We start from the raw sequence: 12,590 nt of genomic DNA on the forward strand, positions 1-12,590 counted from the left end.
AAATAGTTAGAAAGTGAGATTGAGCCCTGTCATGAACGTGCGGGTAAAAAAGCTCAGCCCCCAGGTATCTCTGCTGGCGCTTTCAGGATCCCATCCGTCATATTCGGAAAATGTGAATGGGTTTTGTGCCATCACGTAGACTCTCAGATTACCAATTCCTGCCTTGTCCAGTACAGCCTTTGGTAATGAGTAACCCAAGGTCATATACCCCACACGAACATAGGAAACATTCCTGTAGAAAATAGCGCCAGCGTGCGGTCCGGCGTTTCCGGGCTGATACCATTCATTGGATGGATTGTCCGGAGTCCAGTAATTCACATCATAAGAGCTGAACAACCTGTTTGGCTCTGAACCCTCTGCGTGAGGAAAAGCATTGTGGGCATGAAAAGCACTTCTAAACATATTGCCCTGACTGGTGTATACAAAAACGGAAAAATCCAAATTCTTATAATTCACAGTATTCGTGATACCTCCGGTCCATTTTGGAGTCGTATTCCCAATGATGGTTCGATCATCTTCAGGAGTGATCTCACCATCCCCATCGATATCCTTCACTCTTACCTGACCCGGATATTGTCCGTACTCGGCAGCTTCTGCCGCCTCATCCAATTGCCAGATACCATCAAACTGGTAGTCATAAATGGCACCCATGGGCTCACCCACTCTGTGGATCTGGGATGCTCCGGCCCAGAAGATCAATTCGTCCACTTCATCGTTTAGTCTTTCAACGGTATTTCGATTTGCCGCAAAATTGATCCCGGTAGTCCATTTGAAATCCCCATTGGCAACATTGACAGTGTTCAAAGCCACCTCAACTCCCTTATTGCTGACTTCACCTATGTTCTGAAATGTTCCGGGAAAACCGGTAACATAAGGCAGCTGCCTACTGAAAATAATATCTCTTGTCTTACGATTGTAGATATCTATGGAACCGTATATCCTGTTTTTCATCAAACCGAAATCAACACCTAAATTCAACTCAGTGGTTCTTTCCCATGTCAAATCTTTGTTAGCCAGATCTGTAACATAAAAAGTTTGCACCGCCTCATCATTGATATTGGTAATACGGTTCTCCAATAACGACTGAGTTCTTAAAGGACCAAGTCCGGCTCCCGAACCATTGTTACCTGTTTGCCCGTAACTCAACCGTACTTTTGCATCTGAGATCATACCCACACCCTGCATAAATCCTTCATCTCCAAGTCTCCAGGCTAAAGCTGCGGATGGGAAGAATGCCCATTTATTTCCTTCTGCAAGGATTGAAGATCCATCATAGCGACCGGTAACAGTCAGAAGGTATTTACCCATTAGTGAATAATTTAACCTTGTCGTGTAAGACTGTAAAGTCTGCTTCCAAAAGTCACCTGATAATTCCCTGATACTGGATCCGGCATCCTGATTATAGAAGAGAAAATCATCCGTTGTAAAATTCCTCACCTGGGTGGCATATGACTCGTGCCGCTCTGAAAATTGGGAATAGACAAAGGTTGCATTAAAACTATGTGCATCTCCAATGGCGTACTCATAGTTCAGGATATTATCCCATGTATAGGAGAAATCATTAAAGTGGTCAACCTGAGCCCTGCGGTTAGCCGGATCGCCAGTGACGGACTTAGAATACAGCCCTCTAAACTCTCCATATCGGGTATATTTTATATTTGGAGAAAACCTTGTCGTAACAGTCAGCCCTTTAACCGGCTTCAGCTTAAGAGCAATATCTCCTAGGTACTGAAGGTATTTATTTTCCCTTGTGATATTTTTGGCATCAAACAAAGGGTTGGTTATCTGGTGCTCGTCAGGCAGATAATCAAACCTCAATGATCCATCAGCATTGTAAGGACTAAAAAGGGGCTTCAACCGGTAAGCGCTGCGAAATCCTTCCCAACTTCCCTCATTTATTTTTCCTACAGTCACATAGTTATTATAGCTCAAATTTAACCAGTCAGTCAGATCGCTGCTTAGATTTCCCCGGAGATTGTAACGGGTAAAATCTTCACCTTTTACGGCGCTTTCGTCATAGGTATAGCCCAGGCCTATATTGTAGACGGTCGTTTCATTACCACCGCCTAAATCCACTGTATGGTTGGTTTGAAAACCATTTTGAGAGATCAGATCTACCCAGTCAGTATCCACTCCGTCAGCATAGTTTTGCTGCAAGTCCGCACTCATATAAGTATTGATGTCAACATCATCTCTGGTGAAGCTTAAATTACCAGTAGCAAACTCTCTGCCTACTCCCATATCTATAGTCAGGTTATAGAATTTTTCGGCATCCATTATTGGAGGTAAATGTGTGGCTTGTTTTACTCCAAAATAATTATTGTAGCGAATCGTTAATTTACCGCTGGATCCTCTTTTGGTTTTGATAATCACCACGCCATTACTACCTCTCGAACCGTAAATCGCTGTAGCAGAAGCATCTTTCAGTACATCCATCCGCTCGATATCCGCCGGGTTTAGGAATGATATATCGTTCACAAACATCCCATCCACGATGAACAGAGGATTCTGTCCCGGGACGTATCCTCCTCGAAAAGCAGTTTGATCATTGTTAATGGTACTTGACCCCCGTATCCTTATATTAAAATTTCCACTGCCGGGTTTATTGCTAGTTCGCTGGATAACTACACCAGGCACCTGGCCCTGGAGGGAAGAAATAGCATCGACCTTGTTGGTCTGCTCAATTTGCTTAGAATCCATAGAGACCACCGAACCTGTCACGTCTGCACGTTTCACCTCACCGTACCCAATTACAACCACCTCATCCAGCGATTGTATATCCAACTCCATACTTACGTCAATTGTATTGCGTCCATTCACGGAAACCTCCTGAGGTGAATAACCTACAAAACTGAATACCAGTGTAGATTTAGGGTCTACTGAAATTTTATAGTCACCATCCACATCTGTTATGGTACCGTTTGTGGTTCCCTTTTCCAGAACCGTTACTCCGGGCAGACCTTCATTGGTCTCCGGGTCAACCACCTTACCGGTCACCTCAATTACGTCTTGTAATTTTTCGTGCATTGCAAAGCCCCTTTCCAAAGCAAATGCTTCCGAAAGTACTCCTACCTGGATCACCAGTGCGATCAGGCAGAATTTTTTCCAAATCGATTGTACATCTTTCTTCATATCAACATTTTTTAAAGAAAACCTTAAGTAATAGGTTAAAAAGTCAACAGTACTTCCTTTCACATAACCAATAAGTAATTATGTAATTATGTAGTACATATAACAATATTATAAAATTGAAATGTTTGTAACAAGGTTTTTTACTGATTTTTTTCTTTTGGAGGTCTTATTTTAAAAGAATACCAACGAAGGTTGCTCATTCGGAAATTTGGCAAACGGGAGGATGAGAACTGATGGATCGTAAGGATTTGTTATGAGCATAAGAAGCTTTAATTTTAAGTATGGAAATTAAAGTGGCCATAAAGGGAAGCTGTTGAGACCAAAGAAAAGTTGAAAAAAGTCCTCCAAAACAAATTGAACTATGTCCAGAAGATTAGAGTGGGATCCGGAACATAAAAATGCAGATGATCAGCAGAATGCTTTTATTGATAGATACTTATTGTGGTCCCTCATCAAAAAATGGGAATACCTAATGGATTTAGTTTCACAAGGAATTAATACTTCTTCCAAAAAAGGAGAAAGAAGAATTGAATGGAAATAACCGGGTTCTATAAAGAAGTTATTGAAAAGTTCAATAAAAATAAAGTTGAGTTTCTTTTAGTCGGAGGGCTTGCTGTTGGTTTTCATGGATATGCACGATTTACAGGGGACATGGATCTTTGGATCAACCCTGTAAAAGATAATTTAAACAGATTGGGTAATGCGCTGACGGATCTAAAATATTCGAAAGAAGTTATCAATGATATTATGGTCTCCAGACCAATAGATCACCCGACACCAATTCGAATCTTCTCTGAAGATGACAAATTTAAGCCCGGTAAAGACAAAGGGATGTCATAAAAGATTTCTGCTTGATCCGAAAAGTCTGCATAGAAGATATAAAAAAAGCCCTGACACCTTTAAGGTATCAGGGCTTATGCAGTCCCCACTTCCCGCAAATCTAACCCTTTATACATCGAGGATTTTATCAATATCTCTAACGAAACCCTGTTGGAGTTATGAAAAAGTTCATCGTAAAAGCGGCAAAACCAAAGGATAGATTTTATATATCCGAAACCTCAGAATTCATTTTTCTATACTGCCAGGGATTAAACGATCTTAAGAATACTCTCAGATGCCTCACACCAAGAGGATACCGTGTCAGATCCACCCGTTGGTTTTCTAAGCACTTAAAATGGAATAAAGGAAAGCTGGAACTGCTAAATCCATTTTTCCAAACTATGATGTTTGAAATCAAAGAGTGTGATTCGCCTATAGATATAACTCTAGAAAAAGAATACACCAACGGTTTCGGCTTTACTCATAAATTAAAATTGATCAATCATGAATAACCAAAAAACACCACACCCACTTACCAACTACGACGGCTGTATCAATACCCCAACCGGTAAGATCAGCCTGATCAATCCGGACCCGAAGGATATCAACATTCTCGATATCGCTTGCAGCCTGGCTAACAATTGTCATTTCGGAGGGCTGATAGACCCGTCTATGTACTTTTCCATAGCCAGTCATAGCACGCTCGTTACCCAGCTGGCAGCCGAAAAACATACCGATCCACTTTTCCTCCTGGCCTGCCAGCTGCATGATGCCGCGGAAGCATACCTGGGAGACATGAAAAAGCCCATGAAGGTACTGGACGGCATGGAGACCTACAGGAAAATGGAAAGGGAATTTACCCTGTGCATCTTCGATGCTTTTCAGCTAGACATCTCCATGCTCGATGATGTAAAGGAGTTTGACCGAAAGGCTCAGGAGATCGAGTATGATACTTTTTACAAGCGCGCTAACCTGATTAAAGAGTTTGATTCCCCACGCACATCTCATTATAAGTTTTTACAGACATTTTACATGCTAAAGTACATGCGAAATAATGACTGGGTTTTACCAGACTGGGCACTTCATAGCATAAAAATTTAAATAAGGTATTCCCATAAAATAAAAGCACATACACCAATGAACCAACTACCAATAATCTTCACCATTCTCACCTGCCTGCTACTAGCCATAGCAGGATACAATACATTCAGGTGGTACCAAAAAAATCGCGATAGGATCAAACTGTACCTGAGTTTTATGAAATGGTACTTTAAGCATGATCGGGAGATCGTCCAGCAACTTCTGGAGCACTTCCAGGACCCGAACAAAAACCACTCATTTTCTCTAAAGGCATATTACAACCATGGGTTTAGTACCGCTTTAGAAATGGCTGAAATTAATGACCGACTTACGGATGAAGAGCTAAGGCATATTGATTGGTTTAACAGAACACAAGAAAATATGCTCACATTTTCGTTTATATGTGGTAAGAAGTGTTCTGGGACTTTCCTCCTTTACTTTATTAAAAGAGGATTCACCATAATAAGCTATCGTGAGTTTGATTCAATCTTTCATCTTGAAGTAAAGAAAGGAGGCAAGTCATGAACAAAATTGTACAATACGCCGCCAGTATTTTGTTTCCGATGGCCTTATATGGTTTTATCGCCTGGTGGATATATCCCGCATTAGATCCACGGTGGTCGTACGTTATAGCGGTCATTTTCTTCACCTTTTTTATCAGGGTCAATGATGTAGCTATTGAGCTGTTAACGGTAGCTCTTAATGATTTAATAAAGCGTTATAACAATGACCACCCGGCAAGCCTCCATGACCGACTAAAAGCAGTAGGTACCGCCCTGTTTTCGTCATTGGATGAAATCCCCAGGAAAAACAGGCAACCAAAGCCCATGCTCCAACGGCTCCAGGATGACCTAAAGCAGGCCATCAAAAAAGAAGACTATGAACTGGCCGAAACCATCAAAAAGCAAATTGAGGAAGAAAAAAGGAGGAAGCCATGACTGATAGAAAAATGATGCACCGAAAAATTTCACAAAGGAGCACGGGACAGATGCTATTATTTTTCCCTTCCTATAAGAGTCGTACTGAGTCGGTATTTAGCAGATTGTCATGGATAGACTATTACCGTTTTGATATGCAGGTTTGGAAAAGAAGGGTTCTAAACCCCAAAAAAACACCTAAAACAAATAAAATGAGCACAAACACCAATCAAACGCACCAATGGATCACACCAAAATCCACCATTCAGGATTTTGTCACAGCGTTCCAAAGCAGACACTATGATCAGTTCCCTGAGCCGATCATACTCATTGAGGCCATGAATAACTATGTGAAAGAACGCATAGACATGCCCGGGGATAACCTACAGCACTGGTATGTCCGCCAGTATCACATTTGCAGCAGCATCCTAAACACCTCGGAAATACTGGAGAAAGATACCGTGAGGATCATCGAGACCATTCGTAGCAAAAACGGACAGGTAAAGGCAAAGCCCGGGGAGTATGGCACCGTGACCGATATCCGCTACATCCTGCAGGGCTATGTAGAGATACAGGTACACGGTAAATCCACCGTTTGCTTTGCCCCGGTGAAGTTCCTGCAAGTAGAGAACCTAAAAGAGCAGGCGGTATGATTCCTAACATATTTCCTTTCCGATTCCCAAAGGGGACTAAGTATATCGACCTGGATAGGGTTTTGGAAATAAATCTAGTGTACCATTCCCTTTTTCCTGAATTCTGCGGAGCATTAGTCATACTATATATGTTTAGAGAAAAAGATGAGGTTATAAAATGTCCTATAGATAACAAAGGCCTTCCAATTGATCTGAAAAGTTTTCATACTAGTGCGACCAATCTTTTAAAAGCATGGGAAAACTTGAAGCATGTGGAAGTAAAAGGAGGTGAATCATGATCCCCCAAAACTACACACCACGCGTCACCATCGAAAACACTGTCATCGACCGGAAGCAGCACACCATCGATGGTCAGCCGGTCACTTTTGGTGATCCGGATCAGATCGCTCTCATAGACAAGATAAACCAGATCCTTTCCGGTAACCTGGCCTGTCACCAGATCGAGTTTTCCTACCGGTCGTGGAACTACCTGAGCGATATCTACTACCACGTAGATCGCCGCAAAGCAGACAGCCTGGTGGCCTTTGTCCCTTGCGTGATCTGCGGGCGGCTCCATAAGTTCGTTTGGTCCTATGACCCGCATTTGCATTACGACAGCATCTTACAAGCTGCCTCCTTTCACTTCAACTGCTGGAACTGTGACCAACCCTATGAGGTAGACGGCGAAGGATATGTTTTTCTGATACCACCATAGATCTACTCTTTCGCTTTAAGCCATTTCCAAAACCCTTTTTTTACAAAACAGCACAATACACCAACAACTCCTACATGATCGCACAGTCTACGATAGATGCCGTATTTGAAGCCGCAGAGATATACGATGTAGTCAGCCCCTTCGTGGAGCTCAAAAAAGCAGGGTCTGCCTGGAAAGGATTCTCACCCCTCACCAATGAGAAAACCCCCTCTTTTCATGTAGTGCCTGTAAAAAACATCTTCAAAGACTTCAGCAGTGGCAAAGGTGGCGGACCGGTCACCTTTCTCATGGAGTACCAGGCGATGGACTACCGGCAGGCCATCAAGCACCTGGCTAAAATGTACTCCATAGAGATCGTAGAAAATGAGGAAGACCCGAAGTACACCGAGCAGCGGGATAAGAAGCAGTACTTCACCCAGCTCAACCAGGCCGCCCAGGTCAAATACAGCCAGCAGCTCCTGGAGATCAGAAAATCAGAAGATCCGGACAGTACCAAACCCTACTGGGAGCAAATAGAAAGATTTTCAGATGACCAGATCACCCAGTGGGGCATTGGCATTGCTACCGACGATCATAAGTTTATTTACAAAAGCGCCTCCGAAAAAGGCAAGGTACAGGACTGCCATGAAGCCGGACTGCTCGGGCAAAAGCAGGGACAGTACTACGACTACTTCCGCGATCGGATCATTTTCCCCATCCACGACCGGCACGAACGCATAGTGGGCTTTGGTGGGCGCACCTACACCGCAGACCCCGCCAAATACCTCAACACCCGGGAAAACATCCTGTACAAAAAAGATGACTACCTGTACGGGCTGTGTTTCGCACAAAAATCCATCCGCAATGGCATAGATCACCACACCACCGAGGAAGGAAAACCGATCGCAAAGCGCGTACTTCAGCGAACGGCCATCCTGCAGGAAGGCTATACCGATGTGATTGCCTTTCACCAGATCGGGATTACCAATGCGGTCGCGTCCCTGGGCACAGCGCTGAGCGAAAGGCAATGCAAAGAGCTCTGCAGGCTGGCCAGCACGGTCATCATCATGCGCGACTCGGATGCTGCCGGTATTCGTGCCGCGCAAAAGGACACTATCGCCCTGCTCAAAAGGGGTTTCAAGGTACGAATAGCCCTGCTACCGGATGAGCAGGACCCGGAGCAGCTGGCCAGGGAACTCGGCGATAAGACCGTAGACTGGGTACTGGAAAACCATGAAGATGCGCTGACATTTTTCGCCATGCGCATGTACAACAGCGCGACTGATGCCTATGATCGCGCCGATGCTATAGACCAGATCGCCGCTATGATCGGCAGCCTGCCCGATGACTTTGTGCAGGAAGATTACCGAAAGGCCATTTCCAAAGAACTGAAACTAAAGATAGCATCCCTCAAAAGCCGGGAAGACAAAGTAAAAGAAGAGGAAGCGGCCAAAAAGTCAAGCCGCAACCTGGATTTTGTATACGGCTTTGAAGGTGATAACAACCTGCCTCCTGACCCTGACTATGAGCAGATAGCCCGCCGCAGGTTTTTTGGCAAAGTAGACGATGAGCTCACCGGGTACTACATGCTCAATGACGGGTTCAATGGCTTCATCAAGGTTTCTAATTTTATTATGACGGCCATCCTGCACAAGTACGACCCTGAAGATAACAGCCGCATCCTGAAACTGGAAAACGGCATAGACGAACCGGAAATCATTGAGATAGCCTCCGATGCCCTGATCAGCGCCGAAAAATTCAGATCCTCACTGATCAACCGCGGACCTTACCACTGGTACGGCAGCAAATCACACCTCGATAAGATCGCTGCCACCATGCTGCGCCAGTTCCCGAAAGGTTACGAACTCAAAACCCTGGGCTGGCAGCCCGAAGGCTTTTTTGCTTACTACAACTGCTGTTTTATCCCGGACGGCCACAAAATTGCCGAGTACAATGAAGCCGGTCTGGTGCAGGTGGGCAAACGGTGGTACTTTTCGCCTGCGAGCTCTGCCATCTTCCAGGATGAGCGCAAAGACAACGACCAGTTTGAAAAAGACCGGCAGCTGTACTATCAAAAGCCGCTCATTTCATTTAATGAATGGATGGAAAAAATGCACACCGCCTATGGCGAGCATTGTTACAGCGGCATCCCTTACGTGCTGGTGTCGCTTTTCAAAGACATTGTGTACAGTGTGGATAACAACTGCCCTCACCTGTACTGTTATGGGGAGTCAAAATCCGGAAAGTCAAAATTTGGCGAATCGGTAGCAAATGCATTCTTTCGCGACCTCAAACCCTTTTCCATGGCCAATGGTACCGACGCGGCGTTTGCGGCGGCCCTGGATCGGTTCCGAAACACCCCGATGCTGTTTAACGAATTTGACGAAAACAGCATCAAAGAAGAGCGATTCCAGGCGGTAAAAACCGCATTTGATGGTGAAGGACGTGAACGCCTGGGCCGTGGTGGCTCCAAACTCCGAAGCAACACCCAAAAGGTAAACGTCACCATGATCCTGATGGGCCAATACCTGGCCACCAAAGATGATAACTCCGCAGTGAGTAGATCTATCCTGGAAAACTTCAAGCTGCGAACCAACCGGCCGGAGGATCAGACAAAAGCATACAATGAGCTCAAATACCTGGAGAAAAAAGGCATAGGCGGCATGGTCACCGAACTACTGCCTTACCGTGAGCAGCTGGAGAAAGAATACTATGAGCAGTTCAACCATGTGTTTACCACCCTGGGCAAAAGGATCCGGGACCGCAAAAAACTGGCCGATGAGCGGGTCATGAGAAACTACAGCGCCCTAGTCACCATGGTCCGGATCTTCAAGCAGTGGTTTACTTTTCCCTGGGATGAAGGGGGATACTTTGACTGGGCAGAGGAAAAAGTGATCTACCTCACCAAACTCATGAGCGAAAGCGATATCCTCAAAGACTTCTGGCTCACCGTGCAGACCCTGGCCGATGGTGGCAGGATCAGTGAAAACAAACACTACAAAACCCGGGAAGATCACCACATCAGGGTAGACGAACCCGACACTGCCGATGGGTACATGGCCCTGCCGGAAACGAAAAAGCTGCTGTACATACGCCTGGCAGAGGTTCACAAGATGTACTTGAAGGAACTGCGCACGGAAGGCACCACACCGATCAATAAAACCTCACTGGTAGCCTACCTGAAGACCAGGCCCTACTTTATCGGCTATGTGAAAAGCGAAAAGATTGGCGACAAAAGTCACAGCTGCTTCATATTCGACTATGACCTGCTGGGAATCAACATCGAGCGAGCAGACCCGCCACCCAATACACCGCCACCGCCACCCAATACACCGCCACCGCCACCAGGACCAGATAATGACGATGACGATGATTTACCATTTTAAGCTTATGAAAAAAACAGGGGTACTTCATACAGGATTTTTCGATAGTGAACCAAAAGCCACTGTCAACAGCCTTTCCGGAGGAAGGACCTCTTCTTATCTCGCTGTGCATTACCCCGCAGATTATGAGCTGTTTGCTCTGGTTTGCATAGATGACCATAATGCCGGAGGAAATATCGATCCAAAACTAAAGCAAATGGCCAATGACAAACTGCAAAAGTATTGTCCCCATATGCCGGAATTTGTTGCTACCAGTGAGGATCCCACCATCCTTAAAACCATGTTCCAATTAGAACAAAAGATTGGACGTGAAATCATTTGGCTCCGGGGGATCTCCTGGGAAGAAATGATATTCAAGGTAAAGAAAGCGCTTCCGAACAGACACTGGCGATTTTGTACGGATATCCTGAAAATATACCCAATATTTTGCTTTCTGTTTACTCATGGACTACTACCATGCATAATGCGCGTAGGGTACCGGTACGACGAAAAAGAACGGGCAAATGACTTTTCCGAAATATACCGTTACGCTGCCTATGCATCCCGGGAATTTACCCACCAGGTGGATAAGTCCATAAGCAATCAATTTGATCTCTTTGGGGATAAAAAAGTAACAAACTTTCATTTCAGACCGCACACAATCGCACGGTGGGTATACCACTGGAGGGATATCAAATGGAGGGTTGGTGACTTTTGCTTGATTAGGGATCGCATTTCAAGTCCACACATCAATGGTTACTGGGATGTTAATACGGATGTAGAGTTTGCGGAGGATTCAAACTGCCAGAATTGTTTTTGGAAACAACCCAAGCAACTTCGAAAAAATTTTGATCACAATCCACCAATCATGCTATGGTCTATGATAATGGAAGTCATGGCTGAGGCCACTTTCAGAAGTGATCATTCTCTCCGTGAAATAAAAGACATGGATGTTGATAATGATTTTTACTATGGCGCTGGCAGTGGATGTCAGGCCGGATTTTGCACGGATTAAAAACATAAAAAGAAGATGAAACACCATTTCCAAACACCAATAATACCTCCAACCCGTCCAACCGGTCCAACTTTAATACATAAGTATCTGAAAACCAAAAGGATAAGTATTAAAGTATGGTTGGATATAGGATTAGTAAAGTTGGAAAAGTACCTAAAAGGTTGGAAACAGGCTGTTTGGTTGGAGCGGTTGGACAGGTTGGAAGCCAAATCAACCCCTCGGCACTCGTAAAAAATGATTTTTTTTTCACATAAAGCACAATACACCATGAATCAGAAGCAAATAGAAAAAGCAAACAAAGACAGGGGGAGCCGGTGGGTTCGTCAGTTCAACACCCAGGGAGCCACCATCACCTTTGCCATAGGCATGGTACTCCGCGGACCAAACAAAGGCCGTGCAGTAGTCACCTGCCCGGAGGAAATGACTACAGAGCAGCTGGCAGGACTCTGTGAAGGATTGGCCCAGCAAATACGATCAGGAGATTCCACCAAAGTATTTGATATCCACAATAACTGACGCCACCATGACCCCATACTACACTAAAAAAGGAAAACCAAAAGACCTTAAAGTCAGAACTACTAAAGCGACCAATAGGTATGAATGGACCGTTGGTAAGTCCAGATATGACTATTATATATGGTACGCTACAGGTCACCACTATATATTCATTAGCTATAATGGAAAGCTTGTAGCACAGTTACATAATGAGAATGCCAATGCCCAATAACCTCAAAGAAACGTGGACGGTCTACCGCATCATCCCCAACATGCGCCCTATCAACATCCAGGGAGATGTGCTGGTAACTGGTGAGCTGGTCCTTAAAACCGGGTTTGGCAGCCAAGACGAAGCGGAGCAGTGGCTCACACAGCTGCCCAACAATAAATTCAGAGAAAGTAACCTATATGAGGTAAGAAAATCATTTAAACTATAAGCACAAT

The 12,590-nt window shown here is 44.6% G+C and carries 14 protein-coding genes; 13 read left to right on the forward strand and 1 reads right to left on the reverse strand.

Translation table 11 applies throughout. The annotated features are described in order from the left end of the window. Positions 1 to 6: 6 nt before the first annotated feature. On the reverse strand, positions 7 to 3,132 hold the full coding sequence (locus AC3E9V_RS16880) for a SusC/RagA family TonB-linked outer membrane protein (protein WP_488749316.1): 3,126 nt from the start codon (positions 3,130 to 3,132) through the stop codon (positions 7 to 9). 361 nt (positions 3,133 to 3,493) lie between these two features. On the opposite strand from AC3E9V_RS16880, the gene AC3E9V_RS16885 reads away from it, so the two are divergent. The 13 genes from AC3E9V_RS16885 (at position 3,494) to AC3E9V_RS16945 (ending at position 12,583) form a co-directional block, all read left to right on the forward strand. Next, positions 3,494 to 3,673, forward strand: coding sequence for a hypothetical protein (locus AC3E9V_RS16885; protein ID WP_488749317.1), 180 nt, complete (start codon positions 3,494 to 3,496; stop codon positions 3,671 to 3,673). Beyond that, complete coding sequence (locus AC3E9V_RS16890; protein ID WP_488749318.1) at positions 3,664 to 3,972, forward strand: hypothetical protein; 309 nt, start codon at positions 3,664 to 3,666, stop codon at positions 3,970 to 3,972. Before AC3E9V_RS16885 ends, AC3E9V_RS16890 begins: the two co-directional genes overlap by 10 nt. Positions 3,973 to 4,130: 158 nt before the next feature. Then, positions 4,131 to 4,463, forward strand: coding sequence for a hypothetical protein (locus tag AC3E9V_RS16895; protein ID WP_488749319.1), 333 nt, complete (start codon positions 4,131 to 4,133; stop codon positions 4,461 to 4,463). Then, positions 4,456 to 5,052, forward strand: coding sequence for a hypothetical protein (locus AC3E9V_RS16900; RefSeq protein WP_488749320.1), 597 nt, complete (start codon positions 4,456 to 4,458; stop codon positions 5,050 to 5,052). The genes AC3E9V_RS16895 and AC3E9V_RS16900 overlap by 8 nt, the downstream gene beginning before the upstream one ends. A 36-nt stretch (positions 5,053 to 5,088) precedes the next feature. Next, a complete protein-coding gene (locus AC3E9V_RS16905) occupies positions 5,089 to 5,556 on the forward strand; it encodes a hypothetical protein (RefSeq protein WP_488749321.1) in 468 nt (155 codons plus the stop codon). Continuing rightward, positions 5,553 to 5,969 (forward strand): hypothetical protein, encoded by a 417-nt coding sequence (locus AC3E9V_RS16910; protein WP_488749322.1) that lies wholly within the window; start codon positions 5,553 to 5,555, stop codon positions 5,967 to 5,969. The genes AC3E9V_RS16905 and AC3E9V_RS16910 overlap by 4 nt, the downstream gene beginning before the upstream one ends. Before the next feature lie 191 nt (positions 5,970 to 6,160). Further along, the gene (locus AC3E9V_RS16915; protein ID WP_488749323.1) at positions 6,161 to 6,601 is read left to right on the forward strand and encodes a hypothetical protein; all 441 of its coding nucleotides are present in this window, start codon (positions 6,161 to 6,163) and stop codon (positions 6,599 to 6,601) included. A gap of 274 nt (positions 6,602 to 6,875) precedes the next feature. Continuing rightward, positions 6,876 to 7,295: a hypothetical protein gene (locus AC3E9V_RS16920; RefSeq protein ID WP_488749324.1), complete on the forward strand. Its 420-nt coding sequence runs from the start codon at positions 6,876 to 6,878 to the stop codon at positions 7,293 to 7,295. 74 nt (positions 7,296 to 7,369) lie between these two features. Continuing rightward, positions 7,370 to 10,660 (forward strand): DNA primase, encoded by a 3,291-nt coding sequence (gene dnaG, locus AC3E9V_RS16925; RefSeq protein WP_488749325.1) that lies wholly within the window; start codon positions 7,370 to 7,372, stop codon positions 10,658 to 10,660. A 4-nt stretch (positions 10,661 to 10,664) separates the two neighbouring features. Then, a complete protein-coding gene (locus AC3E9V_RS16930) occupies positions 10,665 to 11,651 on the forward strand; it encodes a hypothetical protein (RefSeq protein ID WP_488749326.1) in 987 nt (328 codons plus the stop codon). Between the two features lie 267 nt (positions 11,652 to 11,918). Further along, positions 11,919 to 12,167 carry a hypothetical protein gene (locus AC3E9V_RS16935; RefSeq protein WP_488749327.1) on the forward strand — a complete coding sequence of 83 codons (249 nt, stop codon included), beginning with the start codon at positions 11,919 to 11,921 and terminating at the stop codon, positions 12,165 to 12,167. Between the two features lie 7 nt (positions 12,168 to 12,174). After that, entirely contained in the window at positions 12,175 to 12,378 is a 204-nt protein-coding gene (locus AC3E9V_RS16940) for a hypothetical protein (protein WP_488749328.1), read from the forward strand. Further along, positions 12,368 to 12,583, forward strand: coding sequence for a hypothetical protein (locus tag AC3E9V_RS16945; RefSeq protein ID WP_488749329.1), 216 nt, complete (start codon positions 12,368 to 12,370; stop codon positions 12,581 to 12,583). Before AC3E9V_RS16940 ends, AC3E9V_RS16945 begins: the two co-directional genes overlap by 11 nt. Positions 12,584 to 12,590 lie beyond the last annotated feature (7 nt).

It is taken from the genome of Marinoscillum sp. HNIBRBA16962, assembly GCF_057801515.1.